Origin of the sequence: Streptomyces sp. NPDC001604, assembly GCF_042893475.1 — a bacterium.
In the GTDB taxonomy this organism is placed as follows: Bacteria; Actinomycetota; Actinomycetes; order Streptomycetales; family Streptomycetaceae; genus Streptomyces.
On the sequence record NZ_JBIAUY010000016.1, the window covers coordinates 32,794 to 56,770 of the forward strand.

Below are 23,977 nucleotides of genomic sequence, written 5' to 3' on the forward strand. Positions count from 1 at the left end.
AAGGTCACGGCGCCACGCGAGGACAGGTTCAACTCCCTTGACCTGTTTCCGAACTCACCTTGGGCAACTCATTGCTGACCAGCGGCGCCGGGAGATAGCTTCGGCCTGCACCGCCCGTCATGTACCTGCCCGAGCAGCACCTGCGTCTCGGGCGGTTCCGTTTCCGGATGATGTGGAGACCCCATGGCTCATCTGCGTTCCAGACGCCGGCTCGCACTCGCCGTACCGGTCGTGCTGTCGCTGACCGCCTCGCTCGGCTTCCTGCCGGCGGCCGCACAGGCCGCCCCGCGCACGGCGTCCACGGCACAGGCGACCGACGCGGAGAACTTCGCGTATCTCGTCAACACCAAGACGGACCATCGCACGATCGAGTCGGTCAAGAAGGCGATAGCCAAGGCCGGCGGCACCGTCGTCGTGGCGTACGACAAGATCGGCGTGATCGTCGTCCACTCCGCGAACCCCTCCTTCGCCCAGCAGATACGCAAGGCGCCCGGTGTGCAGTCCGCGGGGGCCTCGCGCACCTCGCCGGTGACGGCGGCGGGGACGACGGACGAGGGGGCGGTGCAGTACCTCTCCAAGGCCGAGGCCGCGAAGATCGCGGGGAGTTCGACGGCCGGCGAGGAGCCGCTCGAGGCCGACCAGTGGGACCTCAGGGCGATCGGCGCCGACAAGGCGGCCGAGGTCGACCCGGGCAGCAAGAACGTGACCGTCGCCGTGATCGACGTCGGCGTCGACGACACCCATCCCGACATCGCCCCGAACTTCTCCGCCTCGCAGTCCGCGAACTGTGTGAGCGGCAAGGCGGACACGACGTACGGCTCCTGGCGGCCGGTGGACGCCGAGCACTACCACGGCACCCATGTGGCGGGCGAGATCGCCGCGGCCCGCAACGGCATCGGTGTCGCGGGGGTCGCGCCCGGTGTGAAGGTCTCCGGCATCACGGTGGCCCAGCCGGACGCGAACCAGCTCTTCTTCCCCGAGAGCGTGGTGTGCGCCTTCGTGTTCGCCGCCGACCACGGCGTCGAGATCACCAACAACAGCTACTACGTTGATCCGTGGCAGTACAACTGCATGGACGACCCCGATCAACGTGCCATTGTTGACTCGGTCAACAGGGCCCAGCTGTATGCACAGCACAAGGGCACGCTCAATGTCGCGGCCGCGGGCAACTCCAACAACGACCTCGACTCGGACGCGCTCGTCGACGCCTCCAGCCCCGACGACTCGACGCCGGTCACCCGGACGGTCGACCCGCACAAGTGCTTCGACGTGCCGACCCAGCTGCCGGGTGTGGTCACGGTCAGCGCGACCGGTGTCACGGGCGCCAAGTCGTACTACTCCAGTTACGGCGACGGTGTCATCGACGTCGCGGCGCCGGGCGGCGACAAGTACAAGATCCCCGACACGCCGTCGAAGAACGGCCGCATCCTCTCCACGCTGCCGAACAACACCTACGGCTTCCTGCAGGGCACGTCGATGGCCACACCGCATGTCGCGGCCGTCGCCGCGCTCCTGAAGTCGACGCACCCGTGGGCCACTCCGGCCCAGCTGCAGGCCCTCCTCAAGGCGCAGGCCGACAACCCGGGCTGCCCGACCGACCCGTACGACGGGAACGGCGACGGCGTCGTGGACGCCACCTGCGTGGGCGGCAAACGGATCAACGGATTCTACGGTTTCGGTATCGTCAACGCGCTGCGCGCAGTGAAGTAGATCCAGTGCCTGCTCGGGCGGCGCGGTGACAGGGACCGCGCCGCCCCGGACCGTCCGCACGGTCCGCACCCACCGCTCGCACCGCGAACGAACTGGAGACACCGACACATGACAGCGCCTCACCCGCGCTACCGCCGTGCCATCGCGATCCCGCTCGGGACGGCGATGGCGACGGCCCTCGCGTTCCTGCCGAACGGCACGGTCGCGGTGGCGGACAGCGCGCCTGCCGCCACGACCGCCGCCGACGCTAGTTCGCTCAGCTATGTCGTCAACGTCCGCCCCGGCCATGGAGCTCCGGCGTATGTGAAGAAGGCGATCGCCGAGGCCGGCGGCACGATCGTGACGTCGTACGACGAGATCGGCGTGATCGTCGTCCATTCGGCGAACCCCGGCTTCGCCAGGACCATCCGCACCGTGCACGGGGTGGAGTCGGCCGGCAACACCCGCAACGCACCGCTGCCCGCCCAGTCGACGACGGACATGGGTACCCCGAAGGCGCTGACGGCCGAGGAGCTGAAGGGTGTTCAGGCCGCCGACGGGCAGGACCCGCTGGAGCCCCTGCAGTGGGATCTCGCCGCCATCAAGGCGGACAAGGCGCACGAGAAGTCGCTGGGCAGCCCGAAGGTCACGGTCGGCGTGATCGACACCGGCGTCGACGACACGCACCCCGACATCGCGCCGAACTTCAACCGGAACGCCTCGGTCAACTGTGTCTCGGGCAAGCCGGACACGACCGACGGCGCCTGGCGCCCCAGCGCCTCGGAGAGCCCGCACGGCACGCACGTGGCCGGCGAGATCGCGGCCGCGAAGAACGGTGTCGGCATGACCGGTGTCGCTCCGGGCGTGAAGGTCGCCGGCATCAAGGTGGCGAACCCGGACGGCTACTTCTACACCGAGGCCGTGGTCTGCGGGTTCGTGTGGGCGGCCGAGCACGGCGTCGACGTCACCAACAACAGCTATTACACCGATCCCTGGTACTTCAACTGCACCGACGACCCGGACCAGAAGGCGCTCGTGGACGCCGTCACCCGGGCCGCACGGTTCGCCGAGCGGAGGGGCACGGTCAACGTCGCCGCGGCCGGCAACGAGAAGTACGACCTTGCCTCGGACTCGATCACTGACCCGTCCTCGCCGAACGACGGCACCCCCTCCGACCGGGTGGTCGACCCGTCCGAGTGCCTCGACATACCGACCCAGCTGCCGGGTGTGGTGACCGTGGCGGCGACCGGCGCGAAGGGCATCAAGTCGTCGTTCTCCAACTACGGTCTGGGCATCATCGACGTGGCCGCTCCGGGCGGCGACTCGACCCGCTACCAGGCCCCGGCCCCGCCGGCCACCAGCGGGCTGATCCTGGGCACGCTGCCGGGCGGCAAGTGGGGCTACATGGCCGGTACGTCGATGGCCTCACCGCATGTGGCAGCGGTCGCCGCATTGATCAAGTCATCCCATCCGCACGCCTCCGCCGCCCTGGTGAAGGCCCTGCTGTACGCCGAGGCCGACCGCACGGCGTGCACGGACCCGTACGACATCGACGGGGACGGCAAGGTCGACGCGGTGTGCGAGGGACCGAGGAACTACAACGGCTTCTACGGCTGGGGCACGGTGGACGCGCTGGCCGCAGTGAGCAAGTAGCGGGGACGAAGCAGACACAAGCGGGACGCAGGCCGCCGGACCACCCTCCATATATTGATTCAGTCAATAATGCATAGTGCAGTCATGACTGCAATCAAGTTCGCATGGTCTGCACTGGGCGGCGATGCCGCCCTTCTCCCGCGGGTGTCGGCCGTGGTGCGGGAGGGCGCTCTCCAGGGGCGCCTTCCCGTACGGGATATGGCGCGGGCCTGCGTCGGGGCCTGCGCGCTCGCCGCTGCCGAGCTGGGCGCACGGCGGAGCGGGCTCCCCGAGGTGCCCGCGGTCCTGGTGGATGACGGCGCCGTCGCCGCGGCCTTCCACAGCGAGCGACATCTGCTGGTCGACGGGCGGGCGCCGGTCGGCTTCGCGCCGTTGTCGAGGTTCTGGCGGACTGCGGACGGATGGGTGCGGACGCACGCGAACTATCCGCACCACCGGGCACGGCTGCTGGACGCGTTGGGTGTGCCGGACGACGTGGCTGCCGTCGAAGCCGCGTTGGCCGAGCGGTCCGCGCCGGAGGTCGAGGAGGCGATGTACGCGGCCGGGGGTCTGGCCGTGGCACTGCGCACCCCCGAGGAGTGGGCCGCGCACGAGCAGGCCGTGGAGGTGGCCGCGCGGCCCCTGGTGGAGCGCGCACGGCTCGGCTCCGCGCCCGCACGCGTGCTCGCCCCGCTCGACGGGTCTCCCCTGCTGCCCGCGGCCGGACTGCGCGTCCTCGACCTGACCCGGGTGCTGGCCGGCCCGGTCGCCACCCGCACGCTCGCCCTGCTGGGCGCGGACGTGCTGCGCGTGGACCCCCGGCAGCTGCCCGAGCTGCCCGACCAGCACGCCGACACGGGCTTCGGTAAGCGGTCGACGACGCTGGACCTGACGGCCGACCGGCACACCTTCGAGGAGCTGCTCGCGGCGGCGGACGTGGTGGTCACCGGGTACCGGCCCGGCACCCTGGACCGGTTCGGGCTGTCGCCGCACGCGCTGGCGGAGCGGCGGCCCGGGGTGGTCGTGGCGCAGGTGTCGGCCTGGGGCGCGTACGGGCCGTGGAGGGGGCGGCGGGGCTTCGACAGCCTGGTGCAGGTGGCGTCGGGGATCTCCGCCGTCGAGGGCTCGCCCGAGCAGCCGGGGGCGCTGCCCGCGCAGGCGCTCGACCACGGGACGGGCTATCTGCTGGCGGCGGCGGTGCTGCGGGCGCTGACCGAGCAGTCGTACGAGGGTGGCAGCCGGTTCGTACAGCTGGCATTGGCGCGGACGGCCGAGTGGCTCGTGAACGGCATCGAGGCCGGTGCGGCGGGCGACGACTCGTACGACGGGCCCGGTCCCTGGCTCGCCGAGACGGACAGCTCGCTGGGGCGGCTGCGGTACGCGCTGCCGCCGGTGTCCTTCGCGGGCGGGCCGGCCGACTGGGCGCGGCCGCCGGTGCCCTTGGGGACGGATCCCGCGCGCTGGGTCTGAGTCACGGGAGGGCCCGAAAGCGTACCCGTGAGCAGAATGCCGTACCCCAGTTGTCTTACTCCACTTGCCCGGTTCTGTGGCGGCTGGCGAACATCGTGAGGTGACCTTGATAAAGCCCACGGCCGGGGAAGCCGAGGCGGGGGAGCCCGTACGGCGCCCCCGGGTCGGCCGAGCCGTCGCCGTGCTCGTCCTGGTGGCCCTTGCCGCGCTGATACCGCTGCTGGGCCCCTCCGTCGCGCTGCACGGCACGGGGGAGGCCGCCGCACCCGGGGTCAGCGGCATCGCCCTGCTGCGTGCGGTGCTGTTCGCCGCGTTGTGCGTGCCGGTGGGCGAGTTGTTCGTCAAGCGTCTGGCCCGTTCGCTGCCCAACGCTCCGGAAGTGGCGCCCCGCAGCTGGGCGCCGTATGCGGCCGCCGCCGGTTTCGTCGCCGCACTGGGTCTCGCCTCGGTCGTGTCCACCGGCAACCTGGTGCCGCACAGCCTGGCCGACATCAACGTCGGCGGCCTCTACGACTCGCGGGACGGCAGGCTCGCGCTGGTCGAGGTCAACGCCTTCCTCGCGGCCGGCATCTGCGCCCTCTCGCGCCGCCCCGCCACCCAGGTCTGGCCGCTGGCCGCGATCATCACTGCGGAAGCACTGCGGGCTCACCCCACGACGGAACACAGCCCGCTGCTCGGGTCGGGGCTGACGGCCGTGCACCTGACGTGCGCGACGCTGTGGTCGGGGAGTCTGCTGCACACACTGCGGACGCTGCGCCGGTGGGGCCCCTCCGAGACGGGCGCGGCCCTGTTGGGGCTCTACGCGCGCGTGGCGGCCGTTCTGCTCGCCGCCATCACCGCGACCGGGGTGTGGAGTTCGCTGCGCCGCATGCCGTCGCACACGATCCTGGACCAGCTGACGACGACGGCGTACGGGCGCACCCTGCTCGCCAAGGTGATCCTGGTGGCCACCGTGGCCCTGCTCGCCCTGTGGGCCCGGATCCGGATGCGCCGCGCCGCCGACCCGCTGACCGCCTGCTCCCCCGCGCGCATGGAGGTCGCCGCCCTCGGGGTGGTGGTCCTGGTGTCGGGGCTGCTGACGGCGCTGCCGCTGCCGATCCGCTGGTCGTGACGGTCAGTCGTTGGTGACGAGCACCTTGAGGGCCGTGCGCTCGTCCATCGCCTTGTAGCCGTCGGGGACGCCCTCCAGATCCACCGTCAGGTCGAAGACCGGTGAGGCGTCGACGGTGCCGTCCAGGACGTCGGGCAGGAGCTCCGGGATGTAGGCGCGGACCGGTGCGACACCGCCGCGCAGTGCGATGTTCCGGTCGAACATGACGCCGAGGTCGACACCGGTGCCGCTGCCGTGGGGCACGCCGACGAAGCCGATCGCGCCGCCGTCCCGCGTGATGTTGACCGCCGTACGCATGGACTGCTCGGTGCCGACGGCTTCGACGACGGCGTGTGCACCCTGTCCGCGGGTGAGTTCGCGCACGGCCTCGACGGCCGCCTCCCCGCGTTCGGCGACGACGTCGGTGGCGCCGAAGCGGCGCGCGATGTCGGTGCGGACCTGGTGGCGGCCGAGGGCGATGATCCGCTCCGCGCCCAGTCGCCTGGCGGCGAGCACCGCGCACAGTCCGACGGCTCCGTCACCGACGACGGCGACCGTGGCTCCCGCGCGGGCGCCCGCGCCGAGGGCCGCGTGGTGGCCGGTGCCGAGGACGTCGGAGAGGGTCAGCAGGGCGGACAGCAGGTGGTCGTCGGAGGCCGCGTCCTTGGGGAGCTGTACGAGGGTGCCGTCGGCGAACGGCACGCGCACGGCCTCGCCCTGGCCGCCGTCGTGGCCGACCGAGCCCCAGAAGCCGCCGTGCTCGCAGGAGGTGGTGAGACCCTCGCGGCAGTAGTCGCAGACGCCGTCGGACCACATGAAGGGCGCGACGACGAGGTCACCCCGCCGGACGTTCGAGACCTCGCTGCCGGTCTCCTCCACGACACCGAGGAACTCGTGCCCGATCCGCTGCCCCGGCTGCCGGGGCGCCTCGCCGCGGTACGCCCACAGGTCGCTGCCGCAGATGCAGGCGCGCAGCACCCGCACCACGGCGTCGGTGGGCAGCTGCACCACGGGCTCGGGCACGTCCTCCACGCGCATGTCGTACGGGGCGTGGATGGTGGTGGCGCGCATGGCGAGGGTCCTTCTCGTGCGGTGTCATGGGTGCGCTCGGGGGGTGGTCGGGCGCACTTCACGGTACGCCGCCGTGGACGCCGACCGCTCGGCGAGGGGGCGCCGACCAGCGGGAATCGGGCGCGCTAGACCCCGGCCGCCCCCAGCAGCGTCCCGGCCGCGTAGGTGACCCCCATGGCCAGGGCCCCGCCCGCCACATTGCGCAGCACGGCCGGCCCGGGCCGGGCGCCGCCGAGGCGTGCGCTGGTCCAGCCGGTGAGGACCAGGGCGGCCAGCACGGAGACCACGGTGACCGGGAGCCGCCAGTGAACGGGCGGCAGGACGATCGCCAGCAGCGGCAGCAGCGCGCCGACGGTGAACGCGAGGAAGCTCGCCCAGGCCGCGTGCCAGGGATTGGTCAGCTCGTCGGGGTCGATGCCGAGCTCCACGCGCGCGTGCGCCCTGAGTGCGTCCCGTTCGGTCAGCTGCTCGGCCGCCTCCCTGGCCACCTCGCGGGACATGCCCCGCTCCTGCAGCAGCGCGGTGAGTTCCTCCAGCTCCGCCTCGGGCTGTTCGCGCAACTCCCGCCGTTCCAGGGCGAGTGCGGCCATCTCGGAGTCCCGCTGGGTGGAGACCGACACGTACTCCCCGGCGGCCATCGACATCGACCCGGCCAGCAGGCCCGCGAGCCCGGCGGTGAGCAGGGCCGAGCGGTGGTCCGTCGCGCCGGCCACACCGACGACGAGGCCCGCGGTGGAGACAATGCCGTCGTTCGCGCCCAGCACGGCCGCGCGCAGCCAGTTGAGCCGCTCACCCAGTGCGCCCCCGTGGGCCTCGCCGGCGTGCGTTGGTTCCGTCACACCGGGAGGATCCCACCGCGGGCCTCACCACACTCGTACCGACGCTCCCCGGGCGAACGCCGGGCTCGTCGCGTCCGCCGGCGGTTCGGCGAGCGGCTCGGCCGACTCGGCCACCGTCGGCCCCACCTTCGCCGCCATCGGATCCAGCAGGTCCAGGTCGAAGCCGTACAGGCGGGCCGCGTTGCCCCCGACCATGGCGGCGACCTCCTCGCACGGCACGCCCGCGTAGGCGATGCGCAGGCCCTCCCTGGAGTACGGGCAGGTGCCCTCGTCGTGCGGGTCCAGGACCTCCTGACGCTCGCCGACGTCGACCACGCGCGCGTGCACAACGGCGCCCTCCGCGCGCAGGTCCGCGGCCGCCTTCTCCAGGGCGGCCTCCTCGACGTCTGCGAGGACCACCGTCAGGCCCTCGGCCGCGAACCGCCGGGCCATGGCGAGCCCGATGCCGCTCGCCGCCCCGGTGACCACGGCGACCTGTCCCGCCTGAAGGTCCGTCACACACGCCCCTGGGGAGGCGCGTCGAGGATCTGCCGCGGATCGTCGTAGCGCTGGTGGATGTACGGCAACAGGGCCTGGGCACTGACCCGTTCGACGACCTTGCCGCGCTGGTCGCTGGTCTTCTCGCCGATGGTGATGTCGACGGGCCCGAGGACCGGGAGGTCGGCCACCGGGTCGTACACGGACTCGCGCAGGACGACATCCCCGGTGACCCGCTCCAGTCGGCGCACCTTCTCGTTGCGCAGGCAGTGCACCAGCACCGGATCGCCGTCGAAGCCCCAACCGTCCACCGCGGGAGGGAACTTGAAGCAGAAGTCGGTCTTCCGGCTCGGCTCCGGCAGCGGCAGCGGTCCGCTCACCGCGCCGCGCACCTCGACGAAGGCGATGCCGTGCCGGGCGAGCGAGGCGTGCACGACGAGGCCCTCGCGCTCGACCGTCACCTCGCCCAGCTTCTTGGGCTCCCCGAACACCTCGCGGCCGCCGGTGAGGGCCCGCTCCCGGGTCATCGGCATGACGAGCGGATACCAGCCGTCGACGCCCGGGTGCGCGGCGGCGACCGCGAACGAGCCCGCGCCGAGCCGGTGTCCGGGCAGGTCGACCCGGCTGATGTTCACCCGTACCAGGGGTCGGCCCGTGGGCTTCAGGGGCGGCGGCAGCACCGCGGCGAGAGCGTCCGGGTCGGTCTCCCACAGGGCCACCACCCCGGTGGACCAGATGTCGGGAAGCTTCGCCGCCGCCGTGCGCGCGGCGGCCATCTCCGCCTCGGTCCGTGCCCCGTACCGTACGCGTGCCATAGCCGTACCGCCCTTCCGTCGACCGTCACACGCCGGGCGGGCAGCACGGTCGCACCGGCCGCCGAAAGGGTCCACAGCCGGGGGCACAGACATTCGCGCCATTCGCGGCACTCGAACAGACCGGCGGGGAACGCCACCTGACGGACAGGACTGTCAGTGCCGGGCCGTATCCTCAGGGACCATGCTCGAAGACCGTACGACCGCAGCGTCCTCCCCCACAGCGTGGCCGGCCGCGTATCCGCAGGGATACGCGGTCGTTGACGTGGAGACCACAGGGCTGGCCCGGGACGACCGGATAATCTCCGCGGCCGTCTACCGGCTGGACGCGCGCGGCGAGGTCGAGGACCACTGGTACACGATGGTCAACCCGGAGCGCGACCCGGGGCCGGTGTGGATCCACGGTCTGACGAGCGAGGCGCTCGAGGGCGCGCCCCTCTTCCAGGACATCGCCGAGGAGTTCGCGACCCGCCTCGAGGGCCGGGTGCTCGTCGCGCACAACGCGGTCTTCGACTGGCAGATGATCGCGCGGGAGTACGCGCGTGCGCAGCGCGAGGCGCCGGTGCGGCAGCGGCTGTGCACCATCGCGCTCTCCAAGGAGCTCGGTCTGCCGCTGCCCAACCACAAGCTGGAGTCGCTGGCCGCGCACTTCGGCGTCGTGCAGCAGCGTGCGCACCACGCGCTGGACGACGCGCGGGTGCTGGCGGAGGCGTTCCGGCCGAGCCTCGCGGCCGCGGCGGCCGGTGGCGTACGGCTGCCGCTGCACGAGTGCCGGCCGCTGACGGAGTGGGCGGACCGGCCCGCGCCCCGGATCGGACAGCAGAGCGGGGGCTACGGCAGCTATCGGCCGAGCAGTTGGCGCCCCTCCCGCAAAAGGCCCGCATGCCCGTATCCCAACCCAGGGCGCTACGAAGACGGCAAACCGCTCAAACAGGGCATGCGGATCGCCTTCTCCGGGGACACCTCCGTCGAGCGGGAGCTGCTGGAGGACCGCGCGGTCGAGGCGGGGCTGCATGTCGCGACGAGCCTGTCCCGGCTGACCAGCCTGCTCGTCACCAACGACCCGGACTCGGGCACGTCGAAGGTGGTCAAGGCCCGGCAGTACGGGACCCCGGTGGTGGACGAGGCGGCCTTCGGGCAGCTGCTCAGGGATGTGGAGCCCGCCGACGGATGACCCGTACGGACGGGTGATTGCCGTGCGACTCGCCCGCCGCCCGCTCGCCCGCGCGGCGGCGACGGCTCACCCTGTGGCCCATGGCGACCTGTGAAGTATGTGGCAATGACTACGGAATGACCTTCGAGGTGCATGCGCAGGGAGCGGTGCACGTCTTCGACTGCTTCTCCTGTGCGATCCACCGCATGGCACCCGTGTGCGAGCACTGTCGTGTGCAGATCATCGGGCAGGGGGTCGAGGTCGACGGCCAGTGGTTCTGCGGAGCGCACTGCGCCCGCGCGGAGGGCAAGGTGGGCATCGTCGACAAGGTCTGACCCGCCACCCGGCCTCATGCACCCCACGACCGAGTTGTACGGTCGTGGGGTGTACCGCTTCCTGTTGTCCCGGCAGTGGGTGATTCTCACCCTGATCGCCCTGCTCCTGATCCCCACGATGATCAGGCTGGGCATCTGGCAGAAGCACCGCTACGAGATGCGCACCGCCCGCAACGACCTGGTCTCCGCGGCGCTGCACGCCAAGCCGGTCCCCGTGGAGCAGCTCACCTCCCCCGGGCATGCGGTCACCAGTGCGGACAAATACCGCACCGTCACCGCGACGGGCACCTTCGACACCGCCCGCGAGGAAGTCGTCAGGCGCCGCACCAACTCCGACGACGAGGTCGGCTTCCATGTCCTGACCCCGTTCGTCCTGACGGACGGCAAGGTGGTGCTGGTCAACCGCGGCTGGATCCCGGCGAACGGGGCGCAGACCAGCTTCCCCAAGATCCCCGCACCGCCCGCCGGCACGGTCACCATCAAGGGGCGGCTGAAGGCCGACGAGACGAGCGCGGCGAGCGGCATCAAGGAGATCAAGGGGCTGCCGGACCGGCAGGTCATGCTGATCAACAGCGAGGAGCAGGCCCGGCGGCTCGGGGCCACGGTCCTCGGCGGTTACATCGAGCAGACGGCACCGGAGGCGAAGGGCAACAGCCCCGAGCAGATCTCCGACCCCGGCAGCGAGGACGCCCCGCTGAACTACGCGTACATGATCCAGTGGTGGCTGTTCGCCGCCGGTGTCCCGGTGGGCTGGTGGGTGCTGGTACGCCGGGAGCGCCGTGACCGGGAGGAAGCGGCCGCCAAGGAGCAGGCGGAGGAAACGGAACCAGCAGCGGTGTAGCCACCCGCCGGTCACTCCCCCGGCCCCACCCCGGATTGCCCCGCGGCCCGTGCGGGAACCCGCAACTCCGTGCACCCCCGTATCGAGGACTACGCCCTCATCGGCGACGAACAGACCGCGGCCCTGGTCGGCCGGGACGGCTCCGTCGACTGGCTGTGCCTGCCCCGCTTCGACTCGCCGGCCTGCTTCGCCAAGCTGCTCGGCGACAAGGAGAACGGCCACTGGCGCATCGCGCCCAAGGGTGCCAAGGGCCACTGCACCCGCCGCGCCTACCGCCCCGGCACCCTCGTCCTGGACACCGAGTGGGAGACCGACGAGGGCGCGGTGCGCGTCACCGACCTGATGCCCCAGCGCGACCGCGCCCCCGACCTCGTACGCATCGTCGAGGGCCTGCACGGCAAGGTGACCGTCCGCAGCACGCTGCGGCTGCGCTTCGACTACGGCTCGATCGTGCCGTGGATGCGCAAGTCCGACGGCCGGCGGGTGGCGATCGCCGGCCCGGACTCGGTGTGGCTGCGCACCGAACCCGCGGTGCACACCTGGGGTGAGGACTACGGCACGCACTCGGAGTTCACCGTCAAGAAGGGGGAGAAGGTCGCGTTCGTGCTCACCTGGCACCCCTCGCACCACCCCCGTCCGCCCCGGATCGACCCGTACAAGGCGCTGCGCTCCAGCGTGAAGGACTGGCAGAAGTGGTCCGCCGCATGCCGCTACAACGGTCCCCACCGCGACGCCGTGCTGCGCTCACTGATCACTCTCAAGGCCCTCACCTACGCGCCGACCGGCGGCATCGTCGCCGCCCCCACCACCTCCCTGCCGGAGGAGCTGGGCGGGGTGCGCAACTGGGACTACCGCTACTGCTGGCTGCGCGACTCCACCCTCACCCTCGGCGCGCTCCTGGCCTGCGGCTACCACGAGGAGGCCGAGGCGTGGCGGGACTGGCTGCTGCGCGCGGTCGCGGGCGACCCGGCCGACCTGCAGATCATGTACGGCCTGGCGGGCGAGCGGCGGCTGCCCGAGTTCGATCTGCCGTGGCTGTCCGGCTTCGCGGATTCGACGCCCGTACGGATCGGCAACGAGGCCGTGAACCAGTTGCAGTTGGACGTGTACGGCGAAGTGCTGGACTCGCTGTGGCTGGCCCGGAAGTCGGGCCTGTCCGTCAAGCCGCACATGTGGGCGATCCAGGCCTCCCTGATGGACTGGCTGTACGCGGAGTGGCGGCAGCCCGACGAGGGGCTGTGGGAGGTGCGTGGCGGCCGGTGCCACTTCGTCCACTCCAAGATCATGGTGTGGGTGGCCGCCGACCGTGCCGTGCGCACGTTGGAGGAGAACCCGAAGCTGCGCGGCGACCTGGACGGCTGGCGCACGCTGCGCGACGAGGTGCACCGCGAGGTGTGCGAGAAGGGCTTCGACGCCGAACGCAACACGTTCACGCAGTACTACGGCTCCCGCGAACTCGACGCCGCGCTCCTGCTCATCCCGCGCGTGGGATTCCTGCCTCCGGACGACCCGCGGGTGGCCGGCACCATCGACGCGATCCGCGAGGAACTGGACCACGGCGGCTTCCTGCGCCGCTACAGCACCGACGAGACGACGGTCGACGGGCTGCCCGGCGACGAGGGCACCTTCCTGGTGTGCTCGTTCTGGCTCGCGGACGCCCTGCACATGACGGGCCGCACGAAGGAGGCACGGGAGCTGTTCGAACGGCTGGTGGGGCTCACCAACGACGTGGGACTGCTCTCCGAGGAGTACGACCCCGTCGACGACCGCCAGCTCGGCAACTTCCCGCAGGCCTTCAGCCACGTCGGCCTGGTGAACACCGCCCTCGCCCTGTTCGGGGACGACGAGGCAGGATAGGGCCCATGGATCTTGGACTGAAGGACCGGGTGTACGTCGTCACCGGAGCCACGCGGGGCCTCGGCAACGCCACCGCGCGTGAGCTCGTCGCGGACGGCGCGAAGGTGGTCGTGACGGGGCGGGACAAGAAGCGGGTCGCCGACGCGGCGGCCGAGCTGGGGCCCGAGGCCCATGGGGTGGCCGTCGACAACGCCGACCCCGAGGCCCCGGAGCGGCTGATCGCGGCGGCCCGTGAGAGGTTCGGCGGCTTCGACGGCATCCTCATCAGCGTCGGCGGGCCGGCCCCCGGGTTCCTCGCGGACAACACGGACGAGCAGTGGCAGGCGGCGTTCGACTCGGTGTTCCTGGGAGCGGTCCGGCTCGCGCGGGCGGCGGCCGCCGCACTCGACGCGGGCGGTGTCATCGGGTTCGTGCTGTCCGGTTCGGTGCACGAGCCGATTCCGGGGCTGACGATTTCGAACGGACTGCGGCCCGGGCTGGCCGGTTTCGCCAAGTCGATCGCCGACGAGCTGGGCCCGCGCGGAATTCGAGTCGTGGGTCTGCTGCCGTCCCGTATCGACACGGACCGCGTGCGTGAGCTGGACGGACTGTCCGCGGACCCCGAGGCCACACGGGCCGCCAACGAATCCCGTATCCCGTTGCGGCGTTATGGCACGCCGGAGGAGTTCGGGCGTACGGCTGCCTTCCTGTTGTCCCCGGCGGCTTCCTATCTGACGGGAATCATGGTCCCGGTCGACGGCGGAATGCGGCACGGATTCTGAGAGCCGTCGAAGGACCGGGGCCCGGCGGGATCAACTCACCCTTTCCGCACGGTGTTTGACGCCCTTCATCCGCACCTCGGCGGGAAATGCGGCGAGACCCGCGGAATTGCGTGCGTGCGCCAGGGCCCGGGTCGTGAGGTCGTTCAGAGCCGCTCCCGGGTCCACGTGCGGTTCCAGGTGGAGTTGCACGCGCGCCTCGGGGGCGGTGCGGCGGCCGGTCAGCTGGACATGGGCATGCGCCACACCCTCCAACCCGCCCGCCTCGCTCGCGAGTACGCCCTCCAGCGCCCGGCCCCGCAGCAGCGCGCCCTCGCCGTCGCCGGTGTCCACCAGGACCTCGGTGAGGCGGCGTCGGCGCAGGACCGCGGTCAGCCACCACAGGGCGAGCAGCACCAGGACGGCCAGTGCGGCGATGACGGTCGGCCACCACCAGCCGGAGCCCTGCCAGCGGGTGCGTTCGGCATCGCTGAGCAGGACGTCGTGCCGGCCGTCGTGGATCCACCAGGACGGTGGCGGAGCGCCGAGTCCGACGGCCAGGACGGAGCCGCCCAGCAGGAGCAGGGCGAGTCCGACGATGCCGATCAGTACCCGGTTGACGATCCTGGGCATCGCCCTCACCCCTTCCGTCCGGGACGCCGTACGTGCACGGACAGCGCGGGCGGGTGGGTGAGCCCCAGGCCGCTGATCGCGTCGTCGAGCGTGGCGTTCAGGTCGGCGCGCACGTCGCCCAGTTCGCGGAAGTGCGAGAGGGCGTACACATCGGCGCGGGTGCGGCGCATCCGGACCCGTACCGACTGGACGCCGGCGACCTCCATGGCGCGGTCGCGCAGCACGAAGGCGGCCGCCTCGCGGTGCAGTCCGGCGCGGACGTCGACGTGGGTGCGCCGCATCGGCAGGACCCCGCGCAGGCCGGGCGTGAGCGCCAGCACGAGCAGCCACAGGCCGAGGGCGGCGGCCACCCCGGCGCCGACGAGCACCCAGGTGTCGTCGAGATGACGTTCGGCGAGCTGCCGGGCGAGTTCGCGCCGCCAGGCCATCGCGGGCCGGTGCGCCCGTACGGCCGCGATGTCGTACAGGAACAGGCCCGCGACCGCCAGGACCACGAGCGCCACGATGCCCGCAGGGATGCGGCGCGCCGACCAGAAACGGCCCTGGTCGCCGTCGCGGCCGGACGGTGGAGGCCCGTAGGCCGGTTCGTCGACGGGTGCCTTCTCGATGACCGGCAGTCGTTGTGTGGTGCCCTCGGAGCCCTGGGGCTCGCTCATCGCGTCCTCCCCTGTGCCACGCCGTGTGCCGGGGTCAGATGCAGCCGCTCCACGTGGACGGCGACCTCCGGCACCTCCATGCCCACCAACGCGCCTACCCGCGAAGCGACATGTCGACGCACATCCGCGCAGCGGGCGCCGATGTCGCAGGGATAGTCGAGTTCGATGTGGACGTGCACGTGTGCGGCTGCGACGGGGGTCCCCCCGCTCGGACGAAGTTGAGAGTGGGGGCGGACGACGACGGTGGCGTGCGGGGGAGAGCTGTCCTCGGACTGGCCGCTGAGGGTCTCCCGGGCCGCCTGGGCGGCGATCTTGGCGACCACCCGGTCGGCGATCCTGGTGGCCCCGCGCTCGCCGGGCGCGACGGTGGCCGTGGGTCTGCGCAGCTCCCCGACACCGTCGCTCACCGTGCTCACCGCCGGCGGTCCTCGCGCGTACGGAAGAGCTCGCCGATCTCCAGGTCCCCCTCCAGGAACCGGCCGACGACGAACCCGACGGCGCCCAGGGCGGCCACCAGCAGGAAGGCGCCGAAGCCGCCGAAGTATCCGGCGAAGCCCAGCGCCATTCCGGCGATCATGCCGACCACGGCCCTGCTCATCGTGCGCTCCCCTCAGTGGTGCGGTTGTCCGGCCGCCGGCCGGTCACTGGATCCGGGGCTCCGGCTCCTCGTCCTCTTCCTCCGGCAGCTTCACGTCGCTCACCGCGATGTTGACCTCGACGACCTCGAGGCCCGCCATCCGCTCCACCGCGGCGATGACGTTCTCCCGCACGGCGCGGGCGACGTCGGAGATGGAGACCCCGTAGTCGACGACGATCTCCAGGTCCAGTGCCGTCTGCACCTCGCCGACCTCGACCTTGACGCCCCGCGTCACGGACTTCGAGCCGCCCGGCACCCGGTCGCGCACAGCGCCGAAGGTGCGGCTGAGCCCGCTGCCGAGCGCATGCACGCCGACCACGTCCCGCGCGGCCAGTCCGGCGATCTTCTCCACGACCCCGTCGGCGATCGTCGTCCGCCCCCGGGTGGCGGGGTCTCCTCCGCCGCGCCGCGTCGGCTGCGCCTTGCGCAGCGGCGGGGGGTCCGTCACCTCGCTCGTCCCTTGCGGGTTCCTCGTCCGGCCCTGTTCCGTCATATCGGTCATCGCCGCACGTCCCTTTCGGTTCGTCGTCCTACGACCACGGTAAGTGGGGTTGCGCCGCCGCGCGCCGGGGATGCGGCAGGCTGGAGGAATGACGACGGAACGGTGGGCGCACGCGGTACGGCACCAGCTGGGCCTGGGCAGACTTCTGCCGCTGGGCGGGCCGCACGACGGCGCATGGATCTCGCAGGAGGCGGCCGAGGCGGTGCTCGGACGCGCGGCCGGGGAACTGCGCGGGGTGCGGCTGGACGCGCTCCGCATCGCGCTCGCCGACCCGGACACCGCTGACGACCCCGCCGTACCGCCCCCGCCGAGCGCCCTTCCACCCGGACCGCTGCGCGTGACGGCGGACTTCGCCACGACGGCGTCCGAGCCGCTGCCGATCAGGGCGGCCCTCGTACGTACGACACTGGCGGCCGCGGCGACAGAACTGCTCGGCCTGGCTCTCGCCGAGGTGGACCTGCGGGTCACCGCCCTGCTGGACGAGGAACCGGACCCCGCCCCGGTACGGGCCCCGGAGCCGCCACGCGCCGCGGAGCCCGACGACGCGGACGAACTGCGCGCGGCGTCCGCCGCCCTGATGGTCCCGGGGGTCGCCCATCTGACGGGGGGCCTCGGGCGGGCGGCGGTGCACATCACGGACCTCCAGGAGGAGGGCGCACTCGCGCACCGCCACGCGCGCGTGGAGATCGCGGTGAACGCGAACCACCGGGCCATGGACGTGGCCCGCGCGGTTCGTGCGGCGGTCGCAGAGTCGCTACCGGATCACCCCACGGTGGCGGTACTGGTAACTGCGGTCAGCTGACGCGCCCCAAAAGGGGCGCGGGGCTGTGACATCAGCGGCTCCGCCGCGGGGCGCGACCAGCCACGACGGGCCCGCAGACGACCGACAACAAACCGCCGCACCGCCGGAGGCTCACTCGCCGAGGCCGGCAAGATCCCGCAGCCGCCGCGCCTGCGCAGCCCGCTCGGCGGCACGCTGCTCGTCGTAGGACCGTCCCTGCGCCCCCCGAATCAGCGCCTTGGTCTCGATCACGGCGTCCCGCGGCGCAGCCAGAATCGCCGAGGCCAGATCCCGCACCGCCCCGTCGAGCTGATCGCCCGGCACCGCGAGGTTGGCGAGCCCCGTGCTGACGGCCTCCTCGGCCGACACAAAGCGCCCGGTGACGCAGATCTCCAGCGCGCGGGCATAGCCGACCAGCCCCACCAGCGGATGCGTCCCCGTCAGGTCCGGCACCAGCCCGAGGCTGGTCTCGCGCATGGCGAACTGCACGTCGTCGGCGACGACGCGCAGGTCACAGGCGAGCGCGAGCTGGAAGCCCGCACCGATGGCGTGGCCCTGGACGGCGGCGATGGACACGAGGTCGCTCCGCCGCCACCAGGTGAAACCGGCCTGGAACTCGGCGATGCTCGCGTCGAGTTCACCGTCGCTGCTGCGCGCGAGGTCGATGAACGTCGGCTCGCCCTCGATTCCCTCGGGCGTGAACATCTGCCGGTCGAGCCCGGCCGAGAAGGACTGCCCCTCGGCGCGCAGCACGACGACACGGACGGAGCCCGGCAGGACCCGCCCGGCCTCGGCGAGCGCACGCCACATCGCGGGGCTCTGCGCGTTGCGCTTGGCCGGGTTGGTCAGCGTCACCGTGGCGATCGCGTCGTCGACGGTGAGCCGTACGCCGTCCTTGTCGAGTACCGGACCGAGGTCCTGGGCGGGCGAAGCCATGGAGTGCCTCCGATGAGTGCGGTCAGCAGAGCAAGCTAAAGCGCAAAGCTAAGTGACTGCACAGTAACCACCCGGCCGATCTGCCGACCGACCGGGTGGCCACCATCGAAGCCGATGGGCCGCCCGGGGATCAGGACGAGGCGGCCTTCTTGCCCCGCGTCGCCCCGCCACGCCCACGGAGCGTGACGCCCGACTCACTGAGCATCCGGTGTACGAAGCCATACGAGCGGCCGGTTTCCTCGGCCAGCGCCCGAATGCTCGCACCGGAGTCGTACTTCTTCTTCAGGTCTGCCGCGAGCTTGTCGCGCGCGGCGCCGGTTACCCGGCTGCCCTTCTTCAGAGTCTCGGCCACCCGTGCCTCCTCATGGGAAGTGCGCTCTGGTCCCCTCATGATCACCCCTCCGGGCTTTCATGGCCACCCATTCGGCAAGGTCCGTGAGACAGGGTTTTGACGACAGGAGCGCATCCCCACAAGCGGAATCTGTAATTCCTCCCGGCTGCGTTCGTACCGCCGAACGGGTTCTTTTATGAAGTGCCAGGTCAGAGACGTACGACGGCCGAGCCCTTGTCGATAAAGGGCTCGGCCGCGAAATGGATGTAGGACACACCTCGGTACGAGGAGATCTCACACAGATGATGGATCACGGATCGGCCGAATGATCCATACGCTGTGGATCACGCCTTCGATCAAGCTGCGCTGACGTCCAACGGGCTCAGGCGAGGGCGACCAGGTCCGCGTAGTCGGCGCCCCACAGGTCCTCGACGCCGTCCGGCAGCAGGATGATCCGCTCGGGCTGCAGCGCCTCGACGGCGCCCTCGTCGTGGGTGACCAGGACGACCGCGCCCTTGTAGGTGCGCAGGGCGCCGAGGATCTCCTCGCGGCTGGCGGGGTCGAGGTTGTTGGTCGGCTCGTCAAGGAGCAGCACGTTCGCGGAGGAGACGACCAGGGTCGCGAGGGCCAGGCGGGTCTTCTCGCCGCCGGACAGGACCCCGGCCGGCTTGTCGACGTCGTCGCCGGAGAAGAGGAACGAGCCGAGCACCTTGCGGACCTCGACGAGGTCCAGGTCGGGCGCGGAGGAGCGCATGTTCTCCAGGACCGAGCGCTCCGGGTCGAGGGTCTCGTGCTCCTGCGCGTAGTAGCCGAGCTTGAGGCCGTGGCCCTGGATCACCTCGCCGGTGTCGGGCTTCTCGACGCCGCCGAGCAAACGCAGCAGGGTCGTCTTGCCGGCGCCGTTGAGGCCGAGGATGACGACGCGGGAGCCCTTGTCGATGGCCAGGTCGACGTCGGTGAAGATCTCCAGCGAGCCGTACGACTTCGACAGTCCCTCGGCGGTGAGCGGTGTCTTGCCGCAGGGCGCGGGCTCGGGGAAGCGCAGCTTGGCGACCTTGTCGCTCTGGCGCACCGCCTCCAGGCCGGAGAGCAGCTTGTCCGCGCGCCGGGCCATGTTCTGCGCGGCGACCGTCTTGGTGGCCTTGGCGCGCATCTTGTCGGCCTGCGAGTGCAGGGCGGCGGCCTTCTTCTCGGCGTTGGCCCGCTCGCGCTTGCGGCGCTTCTCGTCGGCCTCGCGCTGCTGCTGGTAGAGCTTCCAGCCCATGTTGTAGATGTCGATCTGGGCGCGGTTGGCGTCCAGGTAGAACACCTTGTTGACGACCGTCTCGACCAGGTCGACGTCGTGGGAGATCACGATGAAGCCGCCGCGGTAGGTCTTCAGGTAGTCGCGCAGCCAGACGATCGAGTCCGCGTCGAGGTGGTTCGTCGGCTCGTCGAGCAGCAGGGTGTCCGCGTCGGAGAACAGGATGCGGGCCAGTTCGATACGGCGGCGCTGACCGCCGGAGAGCGTGTGCAGCGGCTGGCCGAGCACCCGGTCGGGCAGGTTGAGCGCGGCGGCGATGGTGGCGGCCTCGGCCTCGGCGGCGTACCCGCCCTTGGTGAGGAACTCGGTCTCCTGGCGCTCGTACTGCCTGAGGGCCTTCTCGCGGGTGGCGCCCTGGCCGTTCGCGATGCGCTGCTCGTTCTCGCGCATCTTGCGGATCAGCACGTCGAGGCCGCGCGCCGAGAGGATGCGGTCGCGGGCGAGGATGTCGAGGTCGCCGGTGCGGGGGTCCTGGGGGAGGTAGCCGACCTCTCCGGAGCGGGTGACCGTGCCGCCGGCCGGGATGCCCTCGCCGGCCAGGACCTTGGTGAGGGTGGTCTTGCCGGCGCCGTTGCGGCCGACCAGGCCGATGCGGTCGCCCTTGGCGATGCGGAAGGAGGCGGACTCGATGAGGACGCGGGCACCGGCGCGCAGCTCGATACCGGAGGCGGAGATCACGGACAGGCTCCAGGGCAGAAAGGGTTGACGGGTGGGCGGCTGAGGCGTTCCCGCCGTCTAATGCGCGAGGAGAATGGCCATGGGCCAAGTCTAACGGGGCCGTGCAAGCACTTTTTCTGTGTTCGGGTGTTCGAGTCGCCTGCGGCCCGCGTCGTCGACGGCGATGAGCTGGGGCGTCCAGGACGACGCCGGGCAGGGCTGGGCGACGATCAGCGCTTCGGCGTGACGTACGGCACGTAGGCCCTGCGCCGAGCGCCTGGTCATGTGCCGGGAGGGGCCGTTGTGCGACTGCGGCGCCGTCGTGGCTGGTCGCGCCCCGCGGCGGAGCCGCTGATGGTCACAGCCCCGCGCCCCTGAAAGAGCCGCTGCCCGACCGCCCGCCCTGAAGCCGCTGCCCGCCCCCCTCCTCAGCTACCGCCCGTGTGCACCTGGAAGGCAGCCCGGCGGACGGCCTTCGCCAGGGCCGGGTCCGGGTGGGCCGCCGCGAGGGCGACGAGGACCTGGACGGTCCGGGGGTGGCCCACGGCCCGTACCTCTTCCAGGAGCAGGGGGACCGTCGGCTGCACGGCCGACTCCAGGTGACGTACGAGCATCGGGGCCTCGCCGTGGTCGGCGACCGCGGCGGCGGTGTCCACCCACAGCCAGGTGGCCTCCTCGCGGGTGAGGACCTCGTGGGCGTCCTCGGGGTCGACGCCGTCGTGCTCGGCCAGCCACAGCAGGGCGTAGGGCCGCAGGGTGGGCTCGTCGGCGACGGCGCGGACGTCGGGCTCGGCGGGGGCGCCGACCACGCGCAGTGCCTCGAAGGCGAGGCCGCGCAGCAGGGCGTCGTCGCCGCGGGCGGCGGCGATGAGTTCGGTGACGGCGCTGCCGACGGGGCGGGCGGCGAGCCAGGCGCGGTATTCGGCGCGGGCGGCGTTGGGGCGCAGCTGGGCGCAGCCGCGGAGCATCTCGTCGGCGGCGACCTCGATGTTCCCGGCGGGGCTCTGCGCGGCGACGCAGATCTGCTCCAGCTTGACCCAGACGGCCCAGCTGCCGAGCGGGGTGAGGGTGGCCTGTCCGCCGCCGTAGGTGAGGGCGCCGACGGAGGCGAGGGCGTGCAGGGCCCAGTCGAGGAGGGGCGCGAGCGGGGCGTCGAGGGCCGCGGGCTGCTCGGCGGGCTCGGGCTGGGGGCCGTAGGGGATCTCGCAGCGCTCGGTGCGCAGTTCGGTGACCCGCTGCTCCAGGAGGTCGAGGAGCTGGTCGACCGGGACGGGCCCGGCGGACAGCTGGAGGAAGGAGAGCACCTGGGGCATGGCCGAGACGACCTCGGCGACGGCGGCGGGCTCGTGGTCCGCGGGCTCGCCGTGGGCGAGGGACCAGGCGTCGAAGAGGGCGACCCAGCCGCGCAGGACGGCGCTGTCGTCGCGGTTCCAGGCGCGCAGCCGCCAGCCGGGGCGGGCGCTGTCGCCGTGCACCTCGACGAGGCCGGCGAGGCGGGCGGTGTCCCAGTCGGCGCGGACCTGAGCCACGGTCAGGCCGAGCTCCCGGGCGGCCCGTTCGGCGGTCGCGTCGGCGAGGGTGGCCTTGCCGTCGGCGGTCGCGCCGTCGCTGCCCGGGCCGAGCGCGGCGTCGGCCCAGCGGGCGACGCGGGCCGCGGCGGCCAGCTGCGAGCGAGCCATTCTGGCCAGCTCCGCGGGTGCCGGGGTGCCCTCCGGGGGGCGGGGTGCGGCGCGGCGCGGGCGGCGCTGGTTCACGGCTCTGGGGGCGGCGGACAGGGATCGCGGGCCGACGAGTCGAAGCCTGGAGTCGCGCGGGATACGGGACGTCACGGGTGCAGTCTTCCGGTTGACGGTCCGAAAACCCAAACGGAATGTCACGGCGGGCGACGGGACTGGCCAACGCACGGGGTCCGGCGGGCGGCTCGGGGACGGGAACAGGCCAGTGGTACGGCCTTGAACGGAATGGTGCCGACTGTTCAGCTCCGCTCGGGTCCGGCGCCGCGGGCAGGGGTGTCGGACGGGGTCGCACGAGCGGGGTGAGGCGCCGACGGAAAGGGACGCGCGGGGCGGGGCGAAGGGTCGGAAGGAACGAGTGCGCGAGCCGAGTGAAGCCCGGACCGAGGGACGCACGAGCAGGCCGAAGCACCAGAGGAACGAACACACCAACCGGAAGAAGCCCCGACCGAAGGACGCACAAGCAGGCCGAAGCACCAGAGGAACGAACACACCAACCGGAAGAAGCCCCGACCGAAGGACGCACAAGCAGGCCGAAACACCGGAGGAACGAACACACCAACCGGAAGAAGCCCGGACCGAAAGAGTGGGCGAGCGGGTTGAGGGACCGATGGAAGCGGTCACATCAGCGGGGTCAGAAAGCGGCGCAGGGCCTCTTCGTAGGCCTCCGGGTCGGCGTTCCACATCGCCGAGTGGGGGGCGTTCGGGACCGTGCGCAGCGCGATCAGGTTGGGACGGGCGTGGGCGAGCCGGCGGGAGTACTCCCAGGGGGCCAGGGTGTCGTCCGGGCCGTGGAATATCAGCGTCGGCACGGTGAGCTGCTCGGCCGCGGCGGTGCGCTCGCGCTCCATGCCGGTACGTCCCTGGGCGGCCCGGACGGCGAGCGGCAGCAGTGCGCCCGGTGTGCGGCGGGCGGCGGCGAGGGCGCGCAGCGTCGTGGCCCAGCTGAGCACCGGGGAGTCCAGGACCAGTCCGGAGATGCTGTCGCGCAGCCCGGAGTGGGCGGCGGCGCGCAGTGCCATGGTGGCGCCGGTCGACCAGCCGTGCAGCACGACCTGTTTGGCGCCGTGGCTGACGGCGTGCCGGATCGCGGCGTCCACGTCGCGCCACTCCGTCTCGCCTAGGTGGCTCAGGCCGTCCGGGGAGCGGGGTGCGCCGGGGTCGCCGCGGTAGGCGAGGGCGAGCACCGGGAAGCGCTGGCGGTGCAGGAACTCCATGATGTTCATGGGGAGTTCGCGGGTGGCTCCCAGACCGTGCACGGCGATCACCCAGGTGTCCCGCACGCCCGGCACGAACCAGGCGGGCAGGGAGCCGAGTTCGCCGGGGATGGCGACGTCGGTGTGGGGCAGGCCCAGGGCGCTGCCCGGGTCGCCGGTGTGCAGGTTCGGGGTCAGCCACACCTTGTCGCCGGGTTCCAGGGTGCCGTGGGTGACCCGTTCCAGGCGGCGGACGACGGTGTCGGCGGAGTGCGTTGCCGTGGCGAGGACGGGGCCGACGACCGCGTGGGTGCCGTCGCCGGCGAGGCCGTAGGTGCCGGGGCGCATGGCCGCCAGGTCGCGGGTGAGCGCGATCTGGCCGGCGGCCGTGGCGTGCACGGTGAGCTGGGGTTCGGTGGGCAGGGGCCGGCCCGGCGGCGCCTTGAGCGCCGCGTCGCTCGCGAACCGGCCGGCGGCCACGCTTGCCGCGCCGGCCGCCAGGGCTACGGTGACGGCTGCGGCCGTCGCTTTGACTGTGCGCACCCGTCCAGTGTCCTGGCGGACCCGGCCACCGGCCAGCGGGAGGACGGGGCGGGGTGATGCGGACTG

Annotated in this window: 24 protein-coding genes and 2 pseudogenes; 10 read left to right on the forward strand and 16 right to left on the reverse strand. The window is 72.1% G+C overall.

Annotated elements, in window-relative coordinates; genetic code table 11:
• Positions 1 to 183 precede the first annotated feature (183 nt).
• From ACFY1E_RS34060 to ACFY1E_RS34075, 4 genes are all read left to right on the forward strand, one after another.
• A complete protein-coding gene (locus ACFY1E_RS34060) occupies positions 184 to 1,710 on the forward strand; it encodes a S8 family serine peptidase (protein ID WP_389082897.1) in 1,527 nt (508 codons plus the stop codon).
• A 108-nt stretch (positions 1,711 to 1,818) separates the two neighbouring features.
• Positions 1,819 to 3,342, forward strand: a complete 1,524-nt coding sequence (locus tag ACFY1E_RS34065; RefSeq protein WP_389082899.1) for a S8 family serine peptidase — start codon at positions 1,819 to 1,821, stop codon at positions 3,340 to 3,342.
• 84 nt (positions 3,343 to 3,426) lie between these two features.
• Positions 3,427 to 4,791: a CoA transferase gene (locus tag ACFY1E_RS34070; RefSeq protein WP_389082902.1), complete on the forward strand. Its 1,365-nt coding sequence runs from the start codon at positions 3,427 to 3,429 to the stop codon at positions 4,789 to 4,791.
• A 106-nt stretch (positions 4,792 to 4,897) separates the two neighbouring features.
• Entirely contained in the window at positions 4,898 to 5,902 is a 1,005-nt protein-coding gene (locus tag ACFY1E_RS34075; protein WP_389083339.1) for a CopD family protein, read from the forward strand.
• Between the two features lie 3 nt (positions 5,903 to 5,905).
• Here ACFY1E_RS34075 and ACFY1E_RS34080 read toward each other — a convergent pair whose 3' ends face one another.
• The 5 genes and pseudogenes from ACFY1E_RS34080 to ACFY1E_RS34100 all read right to left on the reverse strand — a co-directional run bounded on the left by ACFY1E_RS34080 (position 5,906) and on the right by ACFY1E_RS34100 (position 9,083).
• Positions 5,906 to 6,952 carry a zinc-dependent alcohol dehydrogenase family protein gene (locus tag ACFY1E_RS34080; protein WP_389082905.1) on the reverse strand — a complete coding sequence of 349 codons (1,047 nt, stop codon included), beginning with the start codon at positions 6,950 to 6,952 and terminating at the stop codon, positions 5,906 to 5,908.
• A gap of 125 nt (positions 6,953 to 7,077) precedes the next feature.
• On the reverse strand, positions 7,078 to 7,791 hold the full coding sequence (locus ACFY1E_RS34085) for a VIT family protein (RefSeq protein ID WP_389082907.1): 714 nt from the start codon (positions 7,789 to 7,791) through the stop codon (positions 7,078 to 7,080).
• Positions 7,792 to 7,815: 24 nt separating this feature from the next.
• A pseudogene (locus ACFY1E_RS34090) lies at positions 7,816 to 8,070 on the reverse strand (amidohydrolase); the annotation flags it as partial.
• Between the two features lie 6 nt (positions 8,071 to 8,076).
• Positions 8,077 to 8,289, reverse strand: a pseudogene (locus ACFY1E_RS34095) (SDR family NAD(P)-dependent oxidoreductase); the annotation flags it as partial.
• Positions 8,286 to 9,083 (reverse strand): acetoacetate decarboxylase family protein, encoded by a 798-nt coding sequence (locus ACFY1E_RS34100; RefSeq protein ID WP_389082910.1) that lies wholly within the window; start codon positions 9,081 to 9,083, stop codon positions 8,286 to 8,288. The pseudogene ACFY1E_RS34095 and the gene ACFY1E_RS34100, both read right to left, overlap by 4 nt.
• 181 nt (positions 9,084 to 9,264) lie before the next feature.
• Between ACFY1E_RS34100 and ACFY1E_RS34105 the strand changes: the two genes are divergently transcribed.
• From ACFY1E_RS34105 to ACFY1E_RS34125, 5 genes are all read left to right on the forward strand, one after another.
• Positions 9,265 to 10,254, forward strand: coding sequence for a DEDDh family exonuclease (locus ACFY1E_RS34105; RefSeq protein ID WP_389082912.1), 990 nt, complete (start codon positions 9,265 to 9,267; stop codon positions 10,252 to 10,254).
• 80 nt (positions 10,255 to 10,334) lie between these two features.
• A complete protein-coding gene (locus ACFY1E_RS34110; protein ID WP_351481643.1) occupies positions 10,335 to 10,568 on the forward strand; it encodes a hypothetical protein in 234 nt (77 codons plus the stop codon).
• Positions 10,569 to 10,617: 49 nt separating this feature from the next.
• On the forward strand, positions 10,618 to 11,409 hold the full coding sequence (locus ACFY1E_RS34115) for an SURF1 family protein (protein ID WP_389082914.1): 792 nt from the start codon (positions 10,618 to 10,620) through the stop codon (positions 11,407 to 11,409).
• 69 nt (positions 11,410 to 11,478) lie between these two features.
• Positions 11,479 to 13,266, forward strand: coding sequence for a glycoside hydrolase family 15 protein (locus ACFY1E_RS34120; RefSeq protein WP_389082916.1), 1,788 nt, complete (start codon positions 11,479 to 11,481; stop codon positions 13,264 to 13,266).
• 5 nt (positions 13,267 to 13,271) lie between these two features.
• Entirely contained in the window at positions 13,272 to 14,027 is a 756-nt protein-coding gene (locus ACFY1E_RS34125; RefSeq protein WP_389082918.1) for an SDR family oxidoreductase, read from the forward strand.
• Between the two features lie 30 nt (positions 14,028 to 14,057).
• Here ACFY1E_RS34125 and amaP read toward each other — a convergent pair whose 3' ends face one another.
• Genes amaP through ACFY1E_RS34150 form a run of 5 tightly spaced genes read right to left on the reverse strand, consistent with a single transcriptional unit; the run spans position 14,058 to position 16,431 of the window.
• On the reverse strand, positions 14,058 to 14,636 hold the full coding sequence (gene amaP / locus ACFY1E_RS34130; protein ID WP_389082921.1) for an alkaline shock response membrane anchor protein AmaP: 579 nt from the start codon (positions 14,634 to 14,636) through the stop codon (positions 14,058 to 14,060).
• A gap of 5 nt (positions 14,637 to 14,641) precedes the next feature.
• Entirely contained in the window at positions 14,642 to 15,292 is a 651-nt protein-coding gene (locus ACFY1E_RS34135) for a DUF6286 domain-containing protein (protein WP_389082923.1), read from the reverse strand.
• Positions 15,289 to 15,708 (reverse strand): Asp23/Gls24 family envelope stress response protein, encoded by a 420-nt coding sequence (locus ACFY1E_RS34140; protein WP_389082926.1) that lies wholly within the window; start codon positions 15,706 to 15,708, stop codon positions 15,289 to 15,291. The genes ACFY1E_RS34135 and ACFY1E_RS34140 overlap by 4 nt, the downstream gene beginning before the upstream one ends.
• On the reverse strand, positions 15,705 to 15,890 hold the full coding sequence (locus tag ACFY1E_RS34145) for a hypothetical protein (RefSeq protein ID WP_389082928.1): 186 nt from the start codon (positions 15,888 to 15,890) through the stop codon (positions 15,705 to 15,707). The genes ACFY1E_RS34140 and ACFY1E_RS34145 overlap by 4 nt, the downstream gene beginning before the upstream one ends.
• A 43-nt stretch (positions 15,891 to 15,933) precedes the next feature.
• Positions 15,934 to 16,431 carry an Asp23/Gls24 family envelope stress response protein gene (locus ACFY1E_RS34150; RefSeq protein ID WP_389082931.1) on the reverse strand — a complete coding sequence of 166 codons (498 nt, stop codon included), beginning with the start codon at positions 16,429 to 16,431 and terminating at the stop codon, positions 15,934 to 15,936.
• Positions 16,432 to 16,519: 88 nt separating this feature from the next.
• On the opposite strand from ACFY1E_RS34150, the gene ACFY1E_RS34155 reads away from it, so the two are divergent.
• Positions 16,520 to 17,233: a nucleopolyhedrovirus P10 family protein gene (locus ACFY1E_RS34155; protein WP_389082933.1), complete on the forward strand. Its 714-nt coding sequence runs from the start codon at positions 16,520 to 16,522 to the stop codon at positions 17,231 to 17,233.
• 111 nt (positions 17,234 to 17,344) lie between these two features.
• On the opposite strand, the gene ACFY1E_RS34160 is transcribed toward ACFY1E_RS34155, so the two are convergent.
• The 6 genes from ACFY1E_RS34160 to ACFY1E_RS34185 all read right to left on the reverse strand — a co-directional run bounded on the left by ACFY1E_RS34160 (position 17,345) and on the right by ACFY1E_RS34185 (position 23,911).
• On the reverse strand, positions 17,345 to 18,148 hold the full coding sequence (locus tag ACFY1E_RS34160) for an enoyl-CoA hydratase/isomerase family protein (protein ID WP_389082936.1): 804 nt from the start codon (positions 18,146 to 18,148) through the stop codon (positions 17,345 to 17,347).
• A gap of 130 nt (positions 18,149 to 18,278) precedes the next feature.
• Complete coding sequence (locus ACFY1E_RS34165) at positions 18,279 to 18,500, reverse strand: helix-turn-helix domain-containing protein (RefSeq protein WP_004002281.1); 222 nt, start codon at positions 18,498 to 18,500, stop codon at positions 18,279 to 18,281.
• Positions 18,501 to 18,861: 361 nt separating this feature from the next.
• The gene (gene abc-f / locus ACFY1E_RS34170; RefSeq protein WP_389082938.1) at positions 18,862 to 20,460 is read right to left on the reverse strand and encodes a ribosomal protection-like ABC-F family protein; all 1,599 of its coding nucleotides are present in this window, start codon (positions 20,458 to 20,460) and stop codon (positions 18,862 to 18,864) included.
• Between the two features lie 90 nt (positions 20,461 to 20,550).
• A complete protein-coding gene (locus tag ACFY1E_RS34175; protein ID WP_389082941.1) occupies positions 20,551 to 20,724 on the reverse strand; it encodes a hypothetical protein in 174 nt (57 codons plus the stop codon).
• Positions 20,725 to 20,867: 143 nt separating this feature from the next.
• Entirely contained in the window at positions 20,868 to 22,118 is a 1,251-nt protein-coding gene (locus ACFY1E_RS34180; RefSeq protein WP_389082943.1) for a hypothetical protein, read from the reverse strand.
• A 674-nt stretch (positions 22,119 to 22,792) separates the two neighbouring features.
• Complete coding sequence (locus ACFY1E_RS34185; protein ID WP_389082946.1) at positions 22,793 to 23,911, reverse strand: alpha/beta hydrolase family protein; 1,119 nt, start codon at positions 23,909 to 23,911, stop codon at positions 22,793 to 22,795.
• Between the last annotated feature and the right edge of the window lie 66 nt (positions 23,912 to 23,977).